The 21,819-nt window shown below is 55.9% G+C and carries 21 protein-coding genes and 2 pseudogenes; 8 read left to right on the top strand and 15 right to left on the bottom strand.

Annotation, left to right across the window (positions count from 1 at the left end; all coding sequences use genetic code 11):
* Nucleotides 1-19: 19 nt before the first annotated feature.
* The 6 genes from AC0Z5Z_RS10985 to AC0Z5Z_RS10960 form a co-directional block, all read right to left on the bottom strand.
* Complete coding sequence (locus AC0Z5Z_RS10985) at nt 20-1,252, bottom strand: hypothetical protein (RefSeq protein ID WP_485611052.1); 1,233 nt, start codon at nt 1,250-1,252, stop codon at nt 20-22.
* Between the two features lie 271 nt (nt 1,253-1,523).
* Nucleotides 1,524-2,519, bottom strand: coding sequence for a hypothetical protein (locus AC0Z5Z_RS10980; protein WP_485611051.1), 996 nt, complete (start codon nt 2,517-2,519; stop codon nt 1,524-1,526).
* A gap of 86 nt (nt 2,520-2,605) precedes the next feature.
* The gene (locus tag AC0Z5Z_RS10975) at nt 2,606-3,355 is read right to left on the bottom strand and encodes a hypothetical protein (RefSeq protein ID WP_485611050.1); all 750 of its coding nucleotides are present in this window, start codon (nt 3,353-3,355) and stop codon (nt 2,606-2,608) included.
* Between the two features lie 154 nt (nt 3,356-3,509).
* The gene (locus AC0Z5Z_RS10970; protein ID WP_485611049.1) at nt 3,510-4,025 is read right to left on the bottom strand and encodes a hypothetical protein; all 516 of its coding nucleotides are present in this window, start codon (nt 4,023-4,025) and stop codon (nt 3,510-3,512) included.
* Nucleotides 4,026-4,294: 269 nt separating this feature from the next.
* Nucleotides 4,295-5,017, bottom strand: a complete 723-nt coding sequence (locus AC0Z5Z_RS10965) for an AbiU2 domain-containing protein (protein WP_485611048.1) — start codon at nt 5,015-5,017, stop codon at nt 4,295-4,297.
* A 91-nt stretch (nt 5,018-5,108) separates the two neighbouring features.
* Complete coding sequence (locus AC0Z5Z_RS10960) at nt 5,109-5,324, bottom strand: hypothetical protein (RefSeq protein ID WP_485611047.1); 216 nt, start codon at nt 5,322-5,324, stop codon at nt 5,109-5,111.
* Between the two features lie 854 nt (nt 5,325-6,178).
* Between AC0Z5Z_RS10960 and lepB the strand changes: the two genes are divergently transcribed.
* The 4 genes and pseudogenes from lepB (at nt 6,179) to rimA (ending at nt 10,483) form a co-directional block, all read left to right on the top strand.
* A complete protein-coding gene (gene lepB / locus AC0Z5Z_RS10955) occupies nt 6,179-6,976 on the top strand; it encodes a signal peptidase I (protein WP_122603762.1) in 798 nt (265 codons plus the stop codon).
* Between the two features lie 528 nt (nt 6,977-7,504).
* Nucleotides 7,505-8,626, top strand: a pseudogene (locus AC0Z5Z_RS10950) (methyl-accepting chemotaxis protein); the annotation flags it as partial.
* A 33-nt stretch (nt 8,627-8,659) separates the two neighbouring features.
* The gene (locus AC0Z5Z_RS10945; RefSeq protein ID WP_370695147.1) at nt 8,660-9,532 is read left to right on the top strand and encodes a methyl-accepting chemotaxis protein; all 873 of its coding nucleotides are present in this window, start codon (nt 8,660-8,662) and stop codon (nt 9,530-9,532) included.
* Between the two features lie 141 nt (nt 9,533-9,673).
* Complete coding sequence (rimA, locus tag AC0Z5Z_RS10940; RefSeq protein WP_460062144.1) at nt 9,674-10,483, top strand: S6 modification regulatory phosphodiesterase RimA; 810 nt, start codon at nt 9,674-9,676, stop codon at nt 10,481-10,483.
* Between the two features lie 58 nt (nt 10,484-10,541).
* Here rimA and AC0Z5Z_RS10935 read toward each other — a convergent pair.
* The 7 genes and pseudogenes from AC0Z5Z_RS10935 to AC0Z5Z_RS10905 form a co-directional block, all read right to left on the bottom strand.
* Nucleotides 10,542-10,700: pseudogene (locus tag AC0Z5Z_RS10935) on the bottom strand (DUF6691 family protein); the annotation flags it as partial.
* Between the two features lie 99 nt (nt 10,701-10,799).
* A complete protein-coding gene (locus tag AC0Z5Z_RS10930; RefSeq protein WP_024013599.1) occupies nt 10,800-11,585 on the bottom strand; it encodes a transporter substrate-binding domain-containing protein in 786 nt (261 codons plus the stop codon).
* Between the two features lie 58 nt (nt 11,586-11,643).
* Nucleotides 11,644-12,513, bottom strand: coding sequence for a copper homeostasis membrane protein CopD (gene copD / locus AC0Z5Z_RS10925; RefSeq protein ID WP_016775437.1), 870 nt, complete (start codon nt 12,511-12,513; stop codon nt 11,644-11,646).
* 3 nt (nt 12,514-12,516) lie between these two features.
* Nucleotides 12,517-12,891, bottom strand: coding sequence for a copper homeostasis periplasmic binding protein CopC (copC, locus tag AC0Z5Z_RS10920; protein WP_016775436.1), 375 nt, complete (start codon nt 12,889-12,891; stop codon nt 12,517-12,519).
* 32 nt (nt 12,892-12,923) lie between these two features.
* Nucleotides 12,924-13,793, bottom strand: coding sequence for a copper resistance protein B (locus AC0Z5Z_RS10915; RefSeq protein ID WP_016775435.1), 870 nt, complete (start codon nt 13,791-13,793; stop codon nt 12,924-12,926).
* Between the two features lie 11 nt (nt 13,794-13,804).
* Nucleotides 13,805-15,502, bottom strand: a complete 1,698-nt coding sequence (locus AC0Z5Z_RS10910) for a copper resistance system multicopper oxidase (RefSeq protein ID WP_263220137.1) — start codon at nt 15,500-15,502, stop codon at nt 13,805-13,807.
* Between the two features lie 102 nt (nt 15,503-15,604).
* Complete coding sequence (locus AC0Z5Z_RS10905; protein ID WP_041477268.1) at nt 15,605-16,075, bottom strand: hypothetical protein; 471 nt, start codon at nt 16,073-16,075, stop codon at nt 15,605-15,607.
* Between the two features lie 164 nt (nt 16,076-16,239).
* Between AC0Z5Z_RS10905 and AC0Z5Z_RS10900 the strand changes: the two genes are divergently transcribed.
* On the top strand, nt 16,240-16,908 hold the full coding sequence (locus tag AC0Z5Z_RS10900) for a ribonuclease T2 family protein (protein WP_485611046.1): 669 nt from the start codon (nt 16,240-16,242) through the stop codon (nt 16,906-16,908).
* A gap of 178 nt (nt 16,909-17,086) precedes the next feature.
* Here AC0Z5Z_RS10900 and AC0Z5Z_RS10895 read toward each other — a convergent pair whose 3' ends face one another.
* Nucleotides 17,087-17,944: a LysR family transcriptional regulator gene (locus tag AC0Z5Z_RS10895; RefSeq protein ID WP_485611045.1), complete on the bottom strand. Its 858-nt coding sequence runs from the start codon at nt 17,942-17,944 to the stop codon at nt 17,087-17,089.
* Between the two features lie 109 nt (nt 17,945-18,053).
* Between AC0Z5Z_RS10895 and AC0Z5Z_RS10890 the strand changes: the two genes are divergently transcribed.
* From AC0Z5Z_RS10890 to AC0Z5Z_RS10880, 3 genes are all read left to right on the top strand, one after another.
* Nucleotides 18,054-18,761, top strand: a complete 708-nt coding sequence (locus tag AC0Z5Z_RS10890) for a haloacid dehalogenase type II (protein ID WP_056791404.1) — start codon at nt 18,054-18,056, stop codon at nt 18,759-18,761.
* A gap of 11 nt (nt 18,762-18,772) precedes the next feature.
* Nucleotides 18,773-19,546: an aldolase gene (locus tag AC0Z5Z_RS10885; RefSeq protein ID WP_485611044.1), complete on the top strand. Its 774-nt coding sequence runs from the start codon at nt 18,773-18,775 to the stop codon at nt 19,544-19,546.
* A 174-nt stretch (nt 19,547-19,720) separates the two neighbouring features.
* Nucleotides 19,721-21,289, top strand: coding sequence for a sensor domain-containing diguanylate cyclase (locus AC0Z5Z_RS10880; RefSeq protein ID WP_252884535.1), 1,569 nt, complete (start codon nt 19,721-19,723; stop codon nt 21,287-21,289).
* A gap of 161 nt (nt 21,290-21,450) precedes the next feature.
* Here AC0Z5Z_RS10880 and AC0Z5Z_RS10875 read toward each other — a convergent pair whose 3' ends face one another.
* Nucleotides 21,451-21,810: a hypothetical protein gene (locus AC0Z5Z_RS10875; protein ID WP_423662326.1), complete on the bottom strand. Its 360-nt coding sequence runs from the start codon at nt 21,808-21,810 to the stop codon at nt 21,451-21,453.
* Nucleotides 21,811-21,819: the final 9 nt, after the last annotated feature.

Raw genomic sequence — 21,819 nt, 5'->3', positions numbered from 1 at the left:
AGAGCAGCGATAAAGGATTTCAACGGGGAGACTCTCCGATAAATCGTTGAACCGTTTTGAGCATGGCAATCTGTGTTTTTAAGTTTATGGCTTGTGTTGGAAGAGAAATTAGATTTTTAATATCATCGGTGGTTGAAAATTTGAATGGATTTGTAATAAAGAAGATTAGGAGGTGTTCGATGAATGCGCAGAGTTGAAAGTTTTTCAACTCAATATTTACTGGAGGGTGTCCCCCGTGAATATGAGTGTTTCTAGAAGTTCGTAATGACTCTAATATTGCTTGATGGAGTATTCTATCTTGATAGAAAAATGATGCTCTTTTTATCAGCGCTGCGGACTCGTGAGTCATAGTTAATCTTTCGAGGGTTGACCACAGCTTCATGAATCTAAGCTCGGGGTCTGCTCGGTCTCTGGCGTCGATATAGTTAATGAGTGCGGAAATCGTAGCTGTGATATATGGGCATTTTTTTAGTCGAGAGACGTTTTTTCTCAAATGCTCCAGAGTCTTGGGAGGTGATTTTAGCGTCAGTGCTGGGTTGTCCTCAAACGATAGATTGATCCAGCAGCCATCTCCGGCTCTCTTGCCGTTCAGATGATGCAGTGTGTGAACTTGGCCGCATTGGACTACGCTTTTCGTGGGATATTCTCGCTCTTTTGAAGTTGTGATTAATTGGCGATTTTTCTTAAAGCCGATTTGCAGGAGCGCTCTGACGCAGCTTAACGCATCGATTGCGTTATTAACGGCGTGCTCTGTGTTAGCAGCGCGGGTTGTGATGCAGACAAAAGTGTAGGATTCTTGGTTTTTAAAATCGCGCTCCTCGTAGCGTGTTAGTTCGTAATCTCTGGCTGTGTAGTATTTTTTAGGTAAGGTGTTGTGAAAGCTAATGCGGCAGTCATTTATGTTGATTGTTGGTAGTTTATAAATGTTTTTAATGTTGATTTGTGTGGCGAGCTTGTATGTTTCTTGTTTTTTTGTTTTCAGATTGCAAAGTTTGTCAAACTCTAAAAGTAAATCGTTGTGGTTGGAGATTTTGTTTTTCTTATAACACCTGTCTATTGTTTCTTTTAGGGTCGAATGTAAAGTGTTTTCGTCAAGTTTGTGGTTGTGTTTGATTAGTCCGAATATTGTGTCGAAGAAAAAAGTTGCTTGAATTTTATAGCTGACGTTGCCGTCTGAGGTTAAGCTGTAGCAATCACGAATTGTATTTACAAGCTCAGAAATGTAGGCTGGGTTAATCCATGCTGATTTCAATTTTATCTCCTGGATCGCAACCGGGGCTGTAAAAAAAGAACGTGCTGTCCGTTATTTGTTGATAGAGTTTAGCAATGGTTCTCTTTATGGAACATTGCACTTTGCTATCCGGTGGTAAAGTTTTAGTTCGCATGCCTGCCAGACACCACAAGGACAGGCCCAAAGCCCTATAACTCTTTTTTGAGTAATTCCCCCAGAAAATTGATCCTCCGCTTTCTATCCTGCGTGCTGTATGTGATTACAGTATCTGTTGTAGATGGGTGGTTAATGGTTATTTGTCACGATGGGCATCTATCATGTTTTGGATGTGAGCGTCTAGCTGGGACTCAGCTTCGCTGATGTGCGAACGGATTTCGTCTGTTTGCTTCATGAAGTCACAATATTTTTTTAGTGCTGCATCTGAGTCTTTCTCTCTGGCAAGGGAGTCGAGTCGGTTCATCCAGCTTGGGAGCGGATCTGATTTGACTGGCCATGGGTAGCTGGAGGCAATTTGTTGAATGTAGTCACCAGTGTTGTTAATTGTTATGTTGTTGTCCTCGGCATATTTTCTACCAGCTTTACTATTAATGAAGGGCCAAACTTGGCAATCGATTATTATAGATGCACGGCTCTTAGGAGAGCCGAATTCGTATTCTTCTAAGAAGATAAGCGAACTGTCGGTGCGCTCGATTGTTTCTTTCATGTCAAAGTGAAGGTCAGATATCATCGTGTCATTCATGGATTCAGCAACTTCGCTTAACCGTTTCCATGCGGAGTCGAAGGTGAGTCGGGACATAAAAAAGTCAATTTTCCCAATATATTTGGCTGCGCGATGAGAAATTTTGTCACCGCTACCTGATGACCATATCAAGGGTGAGAAACTGGAAAGGACCGTGCACGCATTCTTGAAGTAAAATAATGCAAGTGAGTGAAGTATTCCATCATGACGAAGTCCGCGATGATATGCAGTGTTTCTAAAAATATGTAAATATTGGATGCTATCGCATGTGGCCGGCTGTATAAGTTTTTTTATTCTAGCGAGCTTTATTTTTGAATCAAAATTTTGTCCGAGAGCTGCAGCTACAAGTTTTGGGTCAGTACTTGGTTTAGAGAAACGTTTCCACATGTCGTTTTCATAAAAACGGTCTTGTGCATATTTGTGGAGTGTGAGTTCAACTACGTTGTCGATAAGCATGAGCGCGAAACGGTCGAAGTTTCGATCGTGCATTGCTAGCTGGTCCAGCGCCAAATCCATCTGATCAATTTGGTCTGCGAAAAATTGCAGCATTGATTTATTCCATCTCGAAGGCTGATAAAGTTTTTTGTGTCATGCTTGATGAAGTCGAGCTTATTTAATTTGGTGGAGGTAAACGCCTATTTACGTCGTTCATTGTCAGTTGGCGAGATAACGCTAAAATTTGTGAATAGTTCATTGTATTTACAGTGTTTTAGAAAATCGATGACCCCGCTAATGCTTTTCATCTGTTCCATTGGGATCATGTTGTATTGGAAGTCCCATTCATTGGTAATGAAACCTCCATCCTCTACGAAAGCAGTCTTGAGCTTTCCTTCGAAGTGATAGATGATTGCGTATAAAACATTGTCGTTATACACGAATCCATTAAATTTTCTAGTACTGTTTGTAGCTATTGAATAGTGTGAGAATTCCCTGAATGATTCTATCGAGTGTGAATTGGTGATTTTGCATTTGATCGGGCGGCCGATGCTGAATACATAAAGTTCTATTTTTTGCGGCGGCATGAAATTTGATTCATATTCGTCCATACCTATGTAGTAATTCGAAACTGGTGAGGTGTCAATGCTTAGGCTCTCAAGACCCTTAAGTATTATTGGAGGGTTGAATTCTTCTACTTTGATTGCTATGTGTCGATCAATTGTTACATAAATAGAAAATATGGGGACGGGCTTGTCTTTAAGGTTGCTTAATACGACGTTTCCAATTCTGGTTGCTGATGTTCTACTGTGATAGGTGGAAAAAGATGCAAGTATCTTGTTGTTTATTTTTTTCCATGCTAGATATCCGGTAAGAGGAAGGAGCATTAGGCCGGGAACGACTTTCAAAAATTCTTTAACTGTGTCGAAGAGTTCCGGTTGAATACTCATGCGCAGAGAACCTGTTCTTGGTCGGAAAAGTAATTGATACGATGCCATTTATATGGCAGGAAAGCGTTATTGTCTTGAATACCGGCCTCCAGAGCCGAACTCGACATATACTCCAGCACAATCGACCTGTGCTGGAGTGGCTGATTGCAAATAGCTAGGGGATGAGATGGCGTATGTCAGCATAGCTTACGCCAGCCTCAGCCACGCGGTTCACACTTGGTGGATCACCAGCAAGCGCATAGCCGAAGGGATAGCCCTCGTGTGCGTTTTTGAAGGCCAGAAAACAGATCTCTTGCTCATGATCCGCAATCAATGCACGAACCTGATCTTCACTGAGTCCTGGTGTGCGAAGCAACACGTGGAAAGTTTCTTCTTCCGTGCCCGAAGTGAGGCAGAGGTAGCCTTCCTCGCCCACTGGTTGGAGGAGTGCGATCTTAGATGGCAGATGCGGTGTCAGCAGGTGCTCAATATTTTCGAAAGGCTGGAGGCCCAGCTGATACTCCACGATCAATCGTGTGTGGATTCCTTTGATACCATAGCCTCCGATCTCTCTATCAACGTTTTCGACGATCTGATCAATTGACAGTCCTTGATCACGTTGAAAAATCACCCACTGGCCTTCAGTTGTTTCTCGGCGTGCAGGGTTTCTTAATTTGACAGCCTTTTGCATACAAACCTCCAGCGTTCTTCGGCTCTGATTCGAAGTCTGAGACTAGCACCTTGTCTTGGCCGTTAGCATCGGAGAACGGCGGTTAGATGCGTCCGAAGCCGGTGTAGTGCATTAGGGTATTTTCAGAGCGTGACGAGTTCCGCCGTATGCCGTAACTGGCGGTGAGCAACGGTTAATTTGTCTTGATCCATAGGCGTGTAGCGGACTGCATCGCGATAGGTAGGGGTTCGAATCCCTATCCCGCATAATTGAGTCGCTGCAATGGGTGGTTAGCTAGCCACTTCATCCACGCCCCAAAGGCCCATGCTCGCGCGCTTCAGTTGTTCGTCGAATGATTCCCATGCGAAACCGGCATTGCGGATTATCATCCCGATGATCTCCACAAGCCGTTGCATCTGCTCCAGGGTTGCTTTCATGTCTCCCCATTTAATGCCCAGCGTGCCGATATCAACGAGCTGGTATTTGTCTACGACCAAGTGCACTTCGGTATGCGCAGTTACCTTGTCACGGATGGTTCTAAAGGACTTGATCGTTGAACTATCGGATAAAGCTGACCATAGGCCGGTGGCCTCGCAATACAAATCATCGAATTGGGCTCCGCGTTGAGCCTCCTCTCGCAGCTCAATGCGTCTGAGAGCCTCAAGTATCTCAGGCTCGGTTTCATCCTCTCTCTGAGGGATTTCCCAGGCAGCAAACTGCTCACGCAGTGTGAGTCGAAGCGCGTCGTCTGCTAATGCTCGAATAATATTTTTTAAACTAGGAGTTCGCGTGTCGTCATCGAGCGTCAGTTTTGCTATGTCCTGCGCGCAAGAGAGGAATAGTGAGTCCTTTAGAATGCTAAATCCCACAGCTCGTTTTCCGGAGCCAATAGTGGTCACTACAGCTTTATCGAACAGCAACGGTTCGAGGATCGAATACCTTTGACGCAGTTTAATAAAAGCGTCGAGCAAGTGGGATGCGTGAGCCTCAAGTTTCTCTAACTGGGTTGACATGAGAGGTGATCCTTGGACGTTGTAGACACCAGATTCTGTTTTAGCCCGAAAGCGGCCGAGTAGTGCTCGTGCGGAACGGCAATAGCCGAGGCTAGCTCCCACTCTTTCCCTTCAGCTTGGCCAGTCCTTGCTTTATGTGTCCAGCGTTTTCGCCAATCGTCCACAAGGCACCGCGGACGTTGTCTCCGACTTCCGTGAAACCTTGCTGTTCAACATGAAGCGTAAGCTCCATCAGGGCTGCCTCCAGGCCTAGCTGATTCTGGTGGATCCTTTCCAGCACATCCGATAACGAATATTCGTCAGCCACAGCATCGACTCCTTTGGCAAAAGGAAAAGCATAGTACCGGTAGTGTCCTTTGTGGGCGGTAGTTGCTGGATGCTTAGAAATTGCTACAGAGCATTGTCTTTTTGAGGGTATGGCCAGGCTGGCCGGGGTGCAGACGAGGGACTACGCCCAATCCATCATCGGGGCGACAGAGAAGCGGCGGGAGAGTGTGACGGGTTGTAGGGACATGTGAGGAATCTGGATCAAGAAGGCGAAGGCGCAAGAGTTTATCAGGTCTGCGAACAGGCAAAGGCTTGCGAGCCGCTGTTTGTGGTTTGAACTGGGCTCCGACGCGCTCGGCCTGATGGGAGGAAGTGTATTTCTGCCTGTTTTCTGTCCTTCAGTATCCGTTTAAACGATTGCGCAGGCGCTTGTTTAAATCTGACTGGTGAAAGTCATCCGAAGCCTACCTTGTCTTGCGCCTCCCCTACACTTAAGACAGAATCCGCCGGCTTGTGCGTCTAGCCTGCGGGTTTTATCGTCTCCGGGTCACTGAAAACAGTGATCGGGTTTGGTAGCGCGTTCCGTCAAAAGCACAAGACTACAGTCTTGCGACGACGTTTCTCGTCTTTGTTTTATGGTGGTCATGCGCGGGGCGTCTTCGGATGCGCCGGGGTTCCCGACGACCGGTCTACCAACCTGCGTATGGCCTCCACCCTTCGTTTGGTAGCGAGAGTGATGGCTCCTTTTCGTTCATCCGTCAGGAGTTGTACAGCCTGCAATTGCGCACGACCGGTTATTTTTCCGCTAAATAACCCCCACTGCATTGCCCGTAGCGGCCTATTGGCTGAATAGGCCGGGCGCTTGATTGTTAGCTATTTACGTGAAGAGAATTTATGTCTACTCCTGATAAGCCGAAGTTGCCGCTGCAAGCATTTGTGATGTCGTGCCTAGTGGCCGGCTGGGGTCTGGTGTATGCCGGTCAGGTGAAGTGGGCGGTGCGTGTTGCCGCTTTGCTTTATCTGGGGGTGATTTTACTCGGTGTCTGCGGGGTGCCTGCCACGCCATTGGGCCTGTATGTCTTCGCTACGTTTATCGTCCTGGTGAAACTCGGCTCGGCCACGGCGGCTGCGATATCGGTGCGTAGAAACGACCGTCCGGTGAACAGCCCCAGCACCCGTTTCCATGTGCTTTACGTGGTGGCGCTGGTTATCTTTACGCTGGTTCTTTTCGGTCCATTGCGAGGCCCGACGCTAGGGTTCAAGACTTACTTGATCCCCTCCGGCTCGATGGTTCCGACCCTTTCGATCGGTGACTATATCGTCACCAACATGCGCATCGACGCGCCGCAGGTGGGCGACATTGTGGTGTATCGCTATAACGGCACGGAGGCGGTCAAACGTGTGGCAGCAGTGGGTGGCGACACCTTGTCGATTGTTGACGGTAAGGTCATTCGCAACGGCGAAAACATGGGGCTGTTCTTTGCGCCGCCAGAGCGCGTGAAGGATCCTCGTTATCTGCAAACGCCGCAGACGGTGGTCGAGAAAGATCATGTTTATCTGCTCGGCGATAACCGCGACAGCAGTAACGACAGCCGCTTTATGGGTCAGGTCGCAGTCCAGGACATTACCGGTAAAGTCACCGGAATCTGGTATTCATCCGATCGATCGAGGATTGGTACAGCCTTTCAATGAACACAAAAGCCGTCACCTTAAGGTGACGGCTTACGCTTGCAGATCTAGCCAAACTGCCCCGCCGACTCAACCGCAGATTTCGGCTTCCTCAACCGGGTCCGCTGGTAAGCAATCCAAACCATCACTGCATGGCCCTCAAGGCAATCTGCGTGTACCCATGCCCACCACACGCCACATACCATACACCGGACGCGTCGAGGCAGTGATTGCGTGGCCAGGCATTTGAATCCGCATTTTCAATCCCCTTTCACGCCAGTAGCGATGTGCCATAGGCCATGATGGCAATGCGTCATCACGCCACTCAAAAAGTTCAACGATTATACAAAAATATAAAGTTGTACAAGTTTTCGCAAAATTAATAGCATCCCTCCAGACACCTTTGCTGAAACGATAAATCCAGCGTGCAAATGCTCTGTTGCGACGTCCTGGGTTTGTCTGCCGGTGCTCGCGTCGGGTTGTTTTCGACGCTTCAACAGCATCGGCATTTGCATTTCCGGGACAGCTGGAGCGTCCCGTATTACGCCCTGGATGACGACCCCCGAATGTCTGGACGGTGACTGTGGTTACCGGAGATCAATTTTTTGTGCCTGGCGTTTCGCGTCAGGACGTTTGAGGCTGAATATGGCAGTAGCATCGAATTTCCTCGGTGACATCAAAGTTTCCCGCAAGCTGGGAACCGGCTTCGGCATTCTTCTGCTGGCCGTTTTGGCGGTTGCCTTCATTGGCTATAACAGCAACAGCTTGCTGGTTGATCGCTTGAGTACGACGCGTCTGATCGGCACGTTGAATGACGCTACGCAAAATATGCGGCTGTCCGAGAAACAGTACGAAGCCGCCGCTGACGCAGCGTTCGCCGAATCCTATAACGCGCAGTTGAATGTCTTGCAGGGCCTTGTGGGCAAGGCGCTGGATACCTTGACCCGCGCTGAAAACCAGCAAGCCTTGAAGGCTTTGCAAACCACGATTGTTGCCTACGACCAGAAGGTCAAACGGCTGATCGCTGCCGATCAGTCGACCACCGATGCGCTGAAACCGCTGACGGCGCTGTCGGACAAGTACGCGCAAACTTTTGCCGGCATGCTTGAAGGCACCACGACCAGTGCCTTGGCGTCTGCCGATGGTGAACGCGTTCGGGAGCTGCGCACGGTGGCCGATTTGCGCAATGGCATGACCACGTTTCGCCTGATGTTGCGTCGTTACATTGCGGTGCCCAACGACGTGAACAAAAAACTGCTGATGGAAACCATCGATATCTTCTTGAGTGATATCAGCAAGGCGCGCACCAGCCTGCCGACGGCGCTGTCGAGCCAATTGGAAGAAGCGCATGCCGGCATGCGGCGTTATCGCGAAGTACTGGTGGAAGTGGCCGGGCTGTTTGAGCAGAAGCAGAACATGCGCGAGCAGGTCGACCAGGAAAGCAAGGCGATGGACAAGATCATGAGTGGCCTGATGGACACCCAGCAGCGCCTTGCACATGAGGATCAGCATTCGGCTTTTATTCAGATGGCGGTATTGACTGCGCTGGCGCTGGTGATCGGGCTGTTGGCTTCGGTGGTCATCTCGCGCCAGATCACTGCGCCGCTAGCGCTGACGGTTGATCTGGCACGACGGATTGCCAAAGGCGACCTGACGGTACAGGCCAGGTCTGCGCGCAAAGATGAGTTGGGCGATCTGCAAAATGCGATGCAGGAGATGGCGCAGAACCTGAACACGCTGGTGCAAGGTATCGGCAATGGCGTCACGCAGATTTCCACCTCTGCGGAAAAGCTCTCGGCCATGAGCGAGCAGACCAGCGCAGGTGTACGTCAGCAAAAAAGTGAAGTGGATCAAGTTGCCACGGCGATGCACGAAATGGCTTCGACGGTGCAGGAAGTTGCGCGTAACACCACCGATGCCTCCGCTGCCGCGACCCTCGCCGATCAGCAGGCGCGCCACGGCAGCACGGTGGTCAAGCAGGCGACGGTGCAGATCAGCGAACTTGCCATGGCCATTGAAGAGTTGGGCGGTGCGATGAATGTGCTGACTCAGGACAGCGAGCAGATCGGCAAAGTCATCGATGTGATCAAAGCCGTCGCCGAGCAGACCAATCTGCTCGCGTTGAACGCCGCTATCGAAGCCGCGCGGGCGGGTGAGCAGGGTCGTGGTTTTGCTGTGGTAGCAGACGAAGTGCGCTCGCTGGCACAGCGCACGCAGGACTCGACCAAGGAAATCGAAGCGCTGATCGTCACCCTGCAACAAGGCACGCAAGCGGCCGCGACGCTGATGACCTCAAGCCGCGAGCGCACCCTCGATACGGTGGTACTGGCGCAGAAGGCCGAATTGGCGATTACCGAGATCAATCAGTCCATCGGTACGATCCAGGAGATGAGTCTGCAGATCTCGGCCGCCGCCGAGCAGCAAAGTGCCGTGGCCGACGAAATCAACCGCAGCATTGTCAGTGTGCGTGATGTGGCTGACCAGTCGGCTGTCGCCAGCGAAGAAAGTGCGGCGGCGACGATCGAATTGGCGTCCCTGGGGCAGGACCTGCAGCGAATGACCGCGCATTTCCGCACCTGATCTTTTCAACTTGGCGCACGCGGTGCCTTCAACTATTCAGGCGCCGCAGGGCTACAGTTATTGCCTTGTTTGCAGATAACTAAGGCCAGCAGCTGTTTTATTTATCGCCATGGAAGGTTGCACGCCGTCATCAGGTGGTTCATGACCGACTTTCCAAAATCATTCGCGTCTCCCGGTGGCTGCCAGGGCTGTAGAAACAAAGGTGTGCCAGAGATGGATTTCGCCTTCGCTTTCCAGCCCATTGTGGATCTGCGCGATCAAACGACGTTTGCCCATGAAGCGTTGGTTCGCGGCGTAAACGGTGAAGGCGCCTTGTCTGTCCTCGAGCAGGTGGACGATCAGAACCGTTATCGATTCGATCAACTGTGTCGTGTGCGGGCGATTTCCACGGCGGCTGACTTGGGCATGACGCAGTACCTGTCGATCAACTTTCTGCCGAATGCCGTTTACCGGCCGGAGATGTGTATTCGCAGCACGCTGGAAGCGGCGCGCACGTACGGCTTTCCGCTGGAGCGGCTGATCTTCGAGGCTGTGGAAGGCGAGCACGTCGAAAGCAACAAACACTTGATGAATATCTTGCGTGAGTATCGTGAGTTTGGTTTCAAGACGGCCATCGACGACTTTGGCGCAGGCTATTCCGGCCTTAACTTGTTGGCGGATTTTCAACCGGACCTGATCAAGCTGGATATGGCGCTGATCCGCAATATTCACCGTGACCGCGTACGCCAGACGATCGTGCGCAACGTGGTGAACATGTGCAGAGAGCTGGGCGTGGAAGTGATCGCTGAGGGCATAGAAAGTGCCGAGGAAAGAGACTTTCTCGCCGATTGCGGCATTTACCTGATGCAAGGCTACTGGTTCGCCAGGCCCTCGTTCAAATCGTTGGCGCAGATCTCGACGAGTGCGTGGCTGGGGAGATCATCCAATCCGCGCTCTTATGCAAAACATTGACAGCCACCAACACTGGCTGCCGTGAGTGCCATGCGCCTGAATGCCGGTTGTTCTGCGGTCACGGGGTGCGTCGGGTTTCCAGCAACGTAAATAGGCCCATGCCTGCGAGCATCGCCAATACGAAAACGATTGCCTGCCAGTGGCCCGTCAACAGGATGGTCACCGCCGGGCCGGGGCAGATGCCGGCTATCCCCAAACCGACGCCGAACAGCAGGCCGGCCAGGAATGCATTCAGTTTGAGCACGTTCAGATTCCCGACACCGCGTGCATTGAGCGAACCGTTCCCTCAACGCGCGCGGTGGCCGGGTTCAGTGGCTTATTGCGGCACCGCTATCCACTCACTCAACGTCTGCTGATACTTGCCAGTGACCTTGCTCAAATGCAGCCACTGATCGACATACACTTTCCAACTCATGTCATCACGCGGCAGCAAGTAAGCCTTCTCCCCGTACTGCATGTACTTATGCGGATTCACTGCGCACAACCCCGGTTTGAGTTTCTGCTGATACAGCGCTTCCGAGGCGTCGGTGATCATCACGTCGGCTTTGTTGTCGAGCAGTTGCTGGAAGATCGTCACGTTGTCGTGCAGGGCCAGCTGTGCCTTGGGCAGGAAGGCGTGGACGAAGGCTTCGTTGGTGCCGCCGGCAGGTTCCACCAGGCGCACGTTGGGCTGGTTGATCTGGTCGATGGTCTGGTATTTGGACTGGTCGGCGCAGCGCACCAGCGGGATTTTGCCGTCAGTGTCGAGGGTGTTGCTGAAGTAGGCTTTTTTCTGCCGTTCCAGTGTGACCGAGATGCCGCCCATGCCGATGTCGCATTTGCCGGCCTGCATGTCGGGCATCAGGGTTTTCCAGGTGGTCTGCACCCATTGCACCTTGACGCCGAGGCTGTCGGCCAGGGAGCGGGCCATGCTGATGTCGATGCCTTCGAAGTCGCCATCGTTGCGCTTGAAGGTATAGGGCTTGTAGTCGCCGGTGGTGCAGACGCGCAACTGGCCTTGTTGCTGAATGCTGTCGAGGTGGGACGTGGCGGGATCGGCGTGAGCGCCAGTCGCCAGGGTCAGCAGGCCGCCGAGGATCATCGTGCTTTTTAGTGTTGTCATTGAGATCGGGCTTCTGAAAGGGAAGGTGGCCCAGTGTAGTGAAAGCCTTCCACGGGTGTCATCCCGGGTCCGGACTCAATGTGCCCAGCCACGCCACCAGCGCCACGATCAACAGGGCAAGGGCCAGTTCCATCACCACACTGCGCCGCAGCGCGTTCGCGGCGATGAGGTGCTGGCCGTCGCGCAGCGATTGTTGCAGTGACGGTCCAAGATGAAAGCGGTTCAACGCAGCCAGCACCAGCATCACGGCAAACGCCAGCACCTTGATCGTAAGCAACTGCCCGTAGGTCCCGAACAGCACTCCGTCGAGCCTTGGGCCGACGATGAAGAGATAATTCATCACGCCGGTGACCGACACCGTCAGCACGATCAATGCGCCCACCCATTCGAAGCGTTTCACTGCATCGGCGAGCAGGCGAAAGCGTGTGTCACCGATCCGCCCGCTCGCCATCAACACCAGCGCCAGCAAGGCACCCAACCACGCTCCCGCCGCAAGCAAGTGCAAGATGTCGCTGAGAAAGTGCCAGAACCGCAGCCATCCTTCGTCCATCGCTCCGTGCCCGCTCCATGCCAGCGAAGCGAGGGCAATGGCGCCTGCCAACGACGCTGGCCACAGACTCGGCCGGATCACTACGATGGCCAGCGCTGTCATCCGCAGCGCCCACGCCAGGCCAACGTCCGTTTCCAGCAGCATCATCTGCAGGTGCGGCCACAACGCCGCGAGCTGGGTTTCGCCACTCATGGCGCGGGTCATCAGCACCAGCCCGGCCACTGACAGCAATGCCCCTGTCACCGCCATGCCCCGCAACAACGGACGGAACCGCAGCAGCGCGTTGAAGCTGTACAAGCCAAACAACGCCAGGCCGAACAACAGCAGCAAATCCACGTACAAGGCGAACCGCAGGATGATATTGAGCAGGTCCGCCATTGTTCACTTCACTTTGAACGTGACGTTACCGGTGATCGGGTGCGTGTCGGCGGACACCGCGCGCCACTGCACCTGATAGGTGCCGGCAGGCAGCGGGGCGAGCGGGGTGATCAGCATGGTTTTCGGATCGCTGCTGGCGCTGACCTTGGCTTTCATCGGCATCGGCGAGTGAGCCATGCCACCCATTTCGGTCATTACCAGTTTGGCCCCGGAGAACTGCGTGACCAGGCTCTCGGAAAAGTGCAGCTCGATCCTGCCCGGCGCGGCGCCTTCCGCGCCTTCGGCTGGCGTCGACGAGAGCAGTTTCGGATGGGCCTGGGCGAGGGTGCTCAGGAGCAATCCGCTGGCGAATATCAGGGGCAGGGTCAATGTGCGCATGCAAGGTCTCCGGTTTGTTTTTGTAGAAGAATTCAGAACCACAGCCTGACGCCGAGGACGAGGCGCGCCTCACTGCGGTCCTCGTCTTCTTCGCGGGCATAGTCGGCGGTGTTGCCGTAAGTGCGATTCCACGTCACGCCGATATAAGGCGCGAATTCGCGGCGGATTTCATAGCGCAACCGCAGGCCCGCCTCGGTATTGGACAACCCTGAGCCGATGCCCCGCTGCGGATCGTTTTTGCCATAGATATTCAGTTCTGCGGTCGGCTGCAGGATCAGTCGATTGGTCAGCAGGATGTCGTAGTCGCCCTCCAGCCGTACCGCACTCTGGCCGCCCTCGCCAAGGAAAGCCGTGGCTTCGGCCTCGAAGTTGTACAGCGCCATGCCCTGCACGCCGAACGCGGCCCAGGTTTGCGGTGCGCCGGGTTTGAAGTCCTGACGCACGCCGCTGACCACGTCCCACCACGGTGAAATGGCGTGGCCCCACAGCGCTTGAATTTCCGCGTCTTCAGTCTTGCCGTTGTTGCGCTCGCCTTCAGAGCGCAGCCACAGCCGATCGGTATCCCCACCGATCCAGCCGGACAGGTCCCAGGCCAAAGCGCTGCCGTCATCGGCGTTCTGCCATTCGAGTTTGTCGGCAAGAAAGTAACTGTTGACGACGCTGTCATGCACCTGATGACCGCCGGGGCTGATAAACACCGCAGCGCGGTCGGCGTCGGTCACGGGCGCAATCGGCGTGCGGCTTTCGCTGGGCGCGGCGGGCTGCATCATGCCGTCGTCCATGCTTTGCATTGCCGAATGATCCATCTCGGGCATCTGGCTGTGGTCCATGCCGTGCATGGCGTCGGCGGCCATGGCGGAGGTGCCGGCTAGCAGCAGCGGAAACACGCTGAGTCGAGTCATGATGGACCTCTTCATTCTTCCACCCGCACTTCGCGGAACATGCCCGTTTCCATGTGATAAAGCAGATGACAGTGATAGGCCCAGCGGCCGAGGGCGTCGGCGGTGACGCGATAGCTGCGGCGGCTGCCGGGCGGCATGTCGATGGTGTGTTTGCGCACCTGAAAGTTGCCGTTTTCGTCTTCCAGATCGCTCCACATCCCGTGCAGGTGGATCGGGTGGGTCATCATGGTGTCGTTTACCAGCACCAGGCGGATGCGCTCGCCGTATTTCAGACGTAGAGGCTCGGCATCGGAGAACTTGATGCCGTTGAACGACCAGGCGAATTTCTCCATGTGGCCGGTCAGGTGCAGTTCTATCGTGCGGCCCGGATCGCGGCCGTCCGGGTCCTCGAAGGTGCTGCGCAGGTCGGCGTAGGTCAGCACTCGGCGGCCGTTGTTGCGCAGGCCGAGGCCTGGGTCGTCGAGCTTTGGCGCGGTGATCATGGCCTGCATGTCCACCAGCGGATTGTTGTTTTCACTGTCGGGATGGGCTTGCATCGGGCCCATGCTGGAGTGATCCATGGCGCTCATGTCCATGCTGCCGTGATCCATGCCGCCCATGCCCATGTCGTCCATGCTCACCAACGGACGCGGATCCAGCGCCGGCACTGCTGCCGACATGCCGGGGCGTGTGGCGAGAGTGCCACGGGCGTAACCGCTGCGATCCATCGCCTGAGCGAAGAGGGTGTAGGCCTCGGTTGCAGGTTCAACGATCACGTCATAGGTCTCGGCCACGGCAATGCGCAGTTCATCGACGCTGACCGGTTTGACGTGCAGGCCATCGGCAGCCACCACCGTCATCTTCAGTCCCGGAATGCGCACATCGAAATAGGTCATGGCCGAGCCGTTGATCAGGCGCAGGCGCAGTTTTTCGCCGGGACGGAACAGCCAGGTGAAGTTGTCATCGGGGGCCTGGCCGTTGATCAAAAAGGTATACGTGGCGCCACTGACGTCGGCGATGTCGGTAGGGTTCATGTTCATTTGCGCCCACATCGTGCGATCGGCAACCGTGGCGCCCCAGCCTTTCTCACCGACATCGTTGATAAAGTCGCCCACGGTGCGTTTGTGGAAGTTGTAGTAGTCGGACTGCTTTTTCAGCGTCTTCATCAGGCTGGCCGGGTCTTCGTCGGTCCAGTCGCTGAGCATCACCACGTAGTCGCGATCGTACTGGAACGGCTCCGGCTCTTTGGCCTCAATGACCAGCGGCCCATAGACGCCGGCCTGCTCCTGTAAGCCGGAATGGCTGTGATACCAGTAGGTGCCGTGTTGCCGAACCTTGAACTGGTAAACGTACACGCCCCCCGGTTCGATGCCATGGAAACTCAGACCCGGTACGCCGTCCATGTTCGCCGGCAGCAGAATGCCGTGCCAGTGAATCGAGGTGTCGGCGGTGAGCCGGTTACGCACCCGCAGCGTCACGGTATCGCCTTCGCGCCAGCGCAACAGCGGGCCGGGCAGGCTGCCATTGATGGTCATCGCTGTGCGTGCCGAACCCGTGAAATTGACCGGAGTTTCGCCGATGAACAACTCGAATTCGTTACCGCTCAGTTCGTTGACGGGCGCGGCGCCGTTCAGCGCCCAGACCGGTGTCCGCCAGAGCCCGAGGCCACCGAGCAAGCTACCGGCGGCCAGGCCTTTGACAAAAGTGCGTCTTGTGAGAATGGAAGGCATGCGCTGGAAATCCCCGTCTGGCTCATGACAGAGAGACTAGCCAGCCCCGGCTTTCAGTTGGCTGAGGCAAACATTACAGTTTTGTCAGTTAACCCGGGCGGCTTAAAGCCCCAGCCCTTGCTGCACCACTTGCAGCAGATTGTTTTCCGTCAGCGCAATCGCATCCAGCTCCTGGCCGGTCTCGATAGTCTGCAACCACCAGTGACTCTCGCCATGCTCGTCAACCGTGCGCAGCAACGACTGATCGCGCCCCGGCACCTTGATCTCGACACGTCCGCAACCGTCCTCGGTAAACCGCGCAATCGGATCGAACATCAAACTGTGATGGTTGGCTTCGATCACCAGCTGGTCGATCGCGTAGTCGTGGCTTTCGCCGTCCGGCGAACTTTCGCAAACGTGCGTAGGATTTCGCCGAATCTTCAGTCCTACTTCGGTGACTGGCTGCAGCCAGCCCTCGATGCGGTGGTACAAGTCGTACACCTGAGCAGGCCAGCAATCGATTTCCAGCGCCGCATCAGCCTGGGTATGCCGTGTCTGCTTGAGTCTGGCGGCGAGTTCGTCTGCTTTACTCATGTCGGTTCCCTTGTTGGATGTCTGCCTGTTCAGCGTAGACCTTCGCACGGCGCAGGGCCTTGCCTTGCGTCATGCGCTTGCAATACAAGCGTGTCGAAATCAGCACTGGCCAGGTCTGGCCAACAACGAAAACCACGGACGCAGGCGTCCCAAGGAACGGGTTAATGAAAAAGCTGTTTACAATTCTGGCGCTGATCGCGCTGACGGCCGGTAGCATCGGCATGAGTTCGGCGCGTCAGCCGGCGTCGAACAAAGCGCAGGCGGAATCGGTGGCGGGGGTGTTCGACTACTACCTGCTGGCGCTGTCCTGGTCGCCGACTTTTTGTCTGACGCACAAGGACGACGCGCAGTGCACCGGCAACGGTTACGGTTTTGTCCTGCACGGTTTGTGGCCGCAATACGCCAAGGGCGGCTGGCCAGAATCCTGCCCGCCGCTGACCAGGCTATCGGCGGCAGAAACCAGCAAGGGCCTGACGATGTACCCGACGAAAAAACTTCTTGATCACGAATGGTCCAAGCACGGTACCTGCAGCGGTCTTGGCGCGGAGGGCTATCTGGACAAGTCCGATCAGGCCCTCGGCGCGGTGAAGATTCCGCAGGCGTTACAGCCGTTCGGCTCGACGTCGTACTACTTCGAAGCGCAGGAGATTGTCGATCTGTTTCGCAAGGCCAATCCGGGGATTCCCGTAGACGGAATTGCGGTGGTTTGCAGCGGCCCGCAGCTGTCGGAAGTGCGGGTGTGCATGGACAAGGATTTGCAGTTCGGCGCGTGTGGCAAAGGGGTGAAGACGCAGTGCCGGGCGGGGGATATTCGGGTGCCGCCGGTACGGTGAGCCATCCGTAATGAGCCAGGAAAAACAGGCGCTCCCGTGAGCGCCTGTTTTTTTGGCCTGAGGATTTGCAAATGTGAATATGAATACGAACCACGCTACTACCCAAACACCATGAACATCCCCACCGCCGACCTGCTCCGCGAAATCAACAAACCCGAATAAACACCCCCCGGGGGATTCAGGCAAATCCCCCCGCATCCACCCCCAATTCCCCACGCAAAAACTCCACCAGCCCCCGCTGCAACCCGCTCAACACTCCCTCACGACTAACCAGCGCCAGTTCCGTCGGCGCCAACTCAGGCAGATCCCTACACACCTCGTGCTCTGGCAATACCGCCGAAACCGGCAGCACCGAAACCCCCAACCCGGACGCCACTGCGGCTTGAATTCCGGTCAGGCTGTGGCTGCCGAACGCCACTCGCCATGGTCGCTGCGCCACATCGAGCAGGCGAATCGCCCGTTGTCGGTACAGGCAGCCCTGCGGAAACAGTGCCAGCGGCAGCACACAGCTGGAGGTGTCGAATTCGGTGCCTTTGACCCATACCAGTCGTTCCGGCCAGGTAGCCCATGCCGGGCCGCTGTCGGGTTCGCGTTTGATCAGGGCAATGTCGATGTCACCGGCGTCGAGGCGTTGGCGCAGGTCGAGGCTCATGCCACTGATGGTTTCCAGGCGCGCCTGCGGATGGTTGCGGGTGAAGCCGGCGAGGATCAGGGCCATGCGCCGGGCGTCGAAGTCTTCCGGCATGCCGATGCGCAGCACTTCCAGGTCGACGTCGCTGGCCAGCGCTTGCGTGGCTTCGGCGGACAGCGCCAGTAACCGGCGCGCGTAGTGGATCAGCAGTTCGCCGTGTTCGGTGACCGCGACGTTCACTCCGGTGCGGTCGCGCAGGAGTAGCGGGTGGCCGACCAGATCTTCGAGTTTGCGCACCTGCTGGCTGACCGTCGATTGGGTGCGATGCACACGTTCGGCAGCACGGGTGAAGCTGCCTTCATCGACCACGCAGACAAAGGTTTTCAGCAATTCCAGATCCAGCATGGCGGTATTCCTGATAGTTGTTTTGCGAATGAGGATTGAGTGTTTATTTAATTTCACACTATCACCGCACGCTCATAAGCTGAAGTCCTCACTGTGGAGGAATCGACCGATGACCTTGAACAACACGCCGCGCCCGCACTGGCTGACCTTCGATTGCTACGGCACGCTGATTCAGTGGGATGAAGGCCTGAAAGCCGTGGTCGAAAAAATGCTCAGCGACAAGGGCGAGCACGCCGTCGACGCCACTAAGTTGATCGAAGTCTACGACCGTCACGAGCACCGTCTCGAACAAACGCCGCCGCACCGTTCCTTTCGCGAACTCAGCACCCTCGGCCTGCAACTGGCGCTGGCAGAACTGGGCTTGCCGAGCCAGTCCGAGGACAGTCAGCGTCTGGCGGCGGCCATCCCGAACATGCCGCCATTTGCCGAAGTGGTCGACACCCTCGCGCAGCTCAAAGCCATGGGCTTCAAGCTGTGCATTGTCTCCAACACTGACGACGACATCATCGCCGGTAACGTCGCGCAACTCGGCGGCCATATCGACCGGGTGATCACCGCGCAACAGGCCGGTGCCTACAAACCGGCGCCGCGCCTGTTCGACTACGCTCATGAGCAATTGGGCGTGACCCGGGATGAAGTGGTGCACATCTGCGCCAGCCCCATGCTCGATCACACGGCGGCGCGGGACATGGGTTTTCGTTGCGTGTGGATCGATCGCGGCACGGGTCGTCAGTTGTTGCCGGACTATCGCCCCGACGCGATCCTCTCCAGCCTCGATCAAGTGCTGCCGCTGTTCAAATCCCTCGGCTGGACCTAAGGAGAATTGCCATGGCTCATATCTTGAGCGGCACTGGCAAAGCCAGACCAAGCGCAACGTTGAACCTGGACACCGAGGCGATCATCACCGCCCGCAACGAACTCGCTGCGTGCTTTCAACTGGCCGCATTGCATGGTCTGGAGGAGGGCATCTGCAATCACTTTTCGGCGATGCTGCCGGGGCATGATGATCTGTTTCTGGTCAATCCATACGGCTACGCTTTTTCGGAAGTGACCGCGCAGAATCTGCTGGTCTGCGACTTCGCTGGCAACGTGGTCGATGGCGAAGGCGAGCCCGAGGCGACCGCGTTCTACATCCACGCGCGCCTGCACAAACAACTGCCACGGGTAAAAGTCGCGTTCCACACGCACATGCCGCACGCCACCGCGTTGTGCCTCTTGCAAGGCCCGCCGCTGCTGTGGCTGGGGCAGACTGCGCTGAAGTTTTACGGGCGCACAGCGGTGGACGAGGATTACAACGGTCTCGCACTGGACGCATCCGAAGGTGACCGCATCGCCAGCGTCATGGGCGACGCCGACATTCTCTTTCTGAAAAACCACGGGGTGATTATCGCCGCGCCGAGCATTGCCGAAGCCTGGGACGATCTGTATTACCTGGAACGCGCCGCGCAGGTGCAGCTGCTGGCGATGGCCACCCAGCGTGAACTGAAACCGGTGCCTCATGCGATTGCGCAGCGCGCCTATGAACAAATGCGTGAAGGCGATGCGCAAAGTGCCCGCGCGCACCTGACCAGCGCGATGCGGCGGCTGGCCCTGCACAACTGATTAACCGTAAAGAAGCAATCGTAAATAAATCGACGAAAAGCGATCATCCAAACTCGCGACGCGCCGATAACTGGGCGGGAGGCGGGCGTTTGCCCGGTACATCCCGGTGGGCTACGCTCACACATACAAGGGTTTCGGGCTCGCGCCCCTGTCGTACCTGCCCAGGACATGCTTTTGCCAATCCCCAATCACGATCCGCATCAAGCCCCCGGCACGCTCAAGCGCCTGCCGCTACGCAAAGCGGCGGTGCTGTTTATCGTTGCGGTGAGCCTGTGCCTGTGCGGTCTGCTGTACCTGCAACTGGAGCAGTCGCGGCGTCAGGATCTGGCGGTGGCGAAAATGGCTTCGGGCAACCTGACCAGGGCCATGGCGCAGCAGGCCGAGGACACTGTGCGGGCGGCGGATCTGGTGATGACCAGCCTGGTCGACTGGATTCAGGACGATGGTTACGGGGCGGTGCAGCGCCCTCGGTTGCAGCGGATCTTTGCCCGCCGCGCGCAGCAACTGGATCAGTTGCATGGCATCTTTCTCTTCGATCGCGAAGGGCAGTGGGTCATTACTTCGTTCGCCGATCTGCCTCGTGGCAATGGCGTGGCCGATCGCGAATATTTCAAGTTCCATCAGCAGAATGCTTCGACGGTTGCGCACATCGGCCCGGCGATTCGCAGCCGCGAAAACGGCGAGTGGATCATTCCGATTTCCAGACGCGTCAACGACCAGCTCGGCAACTTTCAGGGCGTGCTGATGGCCGGCATCCGCATGTCCTACTTCGATCAGTTCTTCAAAAGCTTCAGCCTCGATGACAGCGGCATCATGTTTCTGGCGCTGACCGACGGCACCTTGCTGGCGCGACGGCCCTTTGATGAGTCGTTGATCAATACCTCGGTGGCACACGGCGAGATCTATCAAACCCTGCTGCCGAACGCTAACGCTGGCACCGCGATGCTCAACTCCGTGGTCGACGGCGTGACCCGCTTGTATGGCTATCGCCAGCTGGCCTCGTATCCGCTGGTGGTCTCTGCGGCGACGTCGCAAGACACGATTCTGCAGGGCTGGTATGACCGCGCCTTTCAGTCCAGCGTGATTGTCGCGCTTGTGATTCTCGGGGTTGGCCTGTTCGGCTGGGTGTTCATTCATCAGGTGCGCGACGGCGAACGTATCGAGAAAAACCTGCGCAAGGCGCAACTGGCGCTGGAGCAGATCGCCACCCACGACAGCCTCACCGGATTGGCCAATCGACGCTTGTTCGAGCGCTCGCTGGACATCGAATTTGCCCGTGGCGCGCGCCAGGTCAGCCCGGTCAGCCTGATCATGCTCGATATCGATTTCTTCAAGCGCTACAACGACGCTTACGGCCATGTCGCCGGCGATCAATGCCTGGCGCAGGTGGCGCAAGTGGTGAAGGCCTGCTGCCAGCGCAAGTCGGATCTGGCGGTGCGTTACGGTGGTGAAGAGTTCGCTGTGCTGTTGCCGGATACGGACATCAACGGTGCGCTGGCGATAGCCGGGCAGATTCGCCGCAGCGTGATCGACAAGCACATCATCCACAGTGGCTCGCCGACCGGTTATCTCACCGTGAGCCTGGGCTGTTATTCATTCATTCCGCATGGCAACGACAGCCCGCAGGTGTTTATCCAGCGCGCGGACGCGGCGTTGTATGAGGCGAAAAATGCCGGGCGCAATCGCGCGGCGGTGTTTACAGCTGAAGAGGGTTTTGCCGAGCTGATGCGTTCGGATCGCTGATTTTTTTTCAATCAACAGACATCAGAAGTGGGAGCGAGCCTGCTCGCGAATCGGTGTATCAGCTTGCATCAAGGTTGGCTGACAGACCGCTTTCGCGAGCAGGCTCGCTCCCACATTGGGTCCTGATGTAAGCAGGACTATCTGGGATGGCTCTTGTTCGTTCAGCTGCCCGTGCCACCGCCCGCACCACCCGTGCCGCCGCCGGCCGAACCGGTGCCGCCACCCGCGCCGGACCCCGAACCGCTGACGCCGCCATTGGTGCCCGTTCCAGTGCCCATGCCCGAACCAGTTCCTGTCCCTGTCCCTGTCCCGGTTCCTGTGCCAGTTCCGTTATTGGTTCCACCAGAATTGCTGTCAACGGAAGGCGAGCCCGGCGTGCTGTCTGGCGGCATGGTCGAGCTGCTGGCGCCGCCGGACTTGGTGCCCGTCGCATCGGTGCTGTCATTGGCAGCGAAGCTGGCGGCGGATGCCGTGGCGAGCAGGCCGGCCAACAATAACGAAGTGAATTTGCGCGTCATCATGGTACGTCT

This window comes from Pseudomonas sp. 1L-E-NC-VB-C3 (genome assembly GCF_057291535.1).
Note: the sequence above shows the minus strand (reverse complement) of the source record. Positions and strands in the feature narration are given on the sequence as shown.

Coding starts and splice junctions, on each gene's coding strand:
- AC0Z5Z_RS10980 (WP_485611051.1), bottom strand. CDS start 2,519: ATGCTGCAATTTTTCGCAGACCAAATTGATCAGATGGATTTGGCGCTG.
- AC0Z5Z_RS10975 (WP_485611050.1), bottom strand. CDS start 3,355: ATGAGTATTCAACCGGAACTCTTCGACACAGTTAAAGAATTTTTGAAA.
- AC0Z5Z_RS10970 (WP_485611049.1), bottom strand. CDS start 4,025: ATGCAAAAGGCTGTCAAATTAAGAAACCCTGCACGCCGAGAAACAACT.
- AC0Z5Z_RS10965 (WP_485611048.1), bottom strand. CDS start 5,017: ATGTCAACCCAGTTAGAGAAACTTGAGGCTCACGCATCCCACTTGCTC.
- lepB (WP_122603762.1), top strand. CDS start 6,179: ATGTCTACTCCTGATAAGCCGAAGTTGCCGCTGCAAGCATTTGTGATG.
- AC0Z5Z_RS10945 (WP_370695147.1), top strand. CDS start 8,660: ATGCAGGAGATGGCGCAGAACCTGAACACGCTGGTGCAAGGTATCGGC.
- rimA (WP_460062144.1), top strand. CDS start 9,674: ATGACCGACTTTCCAAAATCATTCGCGTCTCCCGGTGGCTGCCAGGGC.
- AC0Z5Z_RS10930 (WP_024013599.1), bottom strand. CDS start 11,585: ATGACAACACTAAAAAGCACGATGATCCTCGGCGGCCTGCTGACCCTG.
- copD (WP_016775437.1), bottom strand. CDS start 12,513: ATGGCGGACCTGCTCAATATCATCCTGCGGTTCGCCTTGTACGTGGAT.
- copC (WP_016775436.1), bottom strand. CDS start 12,891: ATGCGCACATTGACCCTGCCCCTGATATTCGCCAGCGGATTGCTCCTG.
- AC0Z5Z_RS10915 (WP_016775435.1), bottom strand. CDS start 13,793: ATGACTCGACTCAGCGTGTTTCCGCTGCTGCTAGCCGGCACCTCCGCC.
- AC0Z5Z_RS10910 (WP_263220137.1), bottom strand. CDS start 15,502: ATGCCTTCCATTCTCACAAGACGCACTTTTGTCAAAGGCCTGGCCGCC.
- AC0Z5Z_RS10905 (WP_041477268.1), bottom strand. CDS start 16,075: ATGAGTAAAGCAGACGAACTCGCCGCCAGACTCAAGCAGACACGGCAT.
- AC0Z5Z_RS10900 (WP_485611046.1), top strand. CDS start 16,240: ATGAAAAAGCTGTTTACAATTCTGGCGCTGATCGCGCTGACGGCCGGT.
- AC0Z5Z_RS10895 (WP_485611045.1), bottom strand. CDS start 17,944: ATGCTGGATCTGGAATTGCTGAAAACCTTTGTCTGCGTGGTCGATGAA.
- AC0Z5Z_RS10890 (WP_056791404.1), top strand. CDS start 18,054: ATGACCTTGAACAACACGCCGCGCCCGCACTGGCTGACCTTCGATTGC.
- AC0Z5Z_RS10885 (WP_485611044.1), top strand. CDS start 18,773: ATGGCTCATATCTTGAGCGGCACTGGCAAAGCCAGACCAAGCGCAACG.
- AC0Z5Z_RS10875 (WP_423662326.1), bottom strand. CDS start 21,810: ATGATGACGCGCAAATTCACTTCGTTATTGTTGGCCGGCCTGCTCGCC.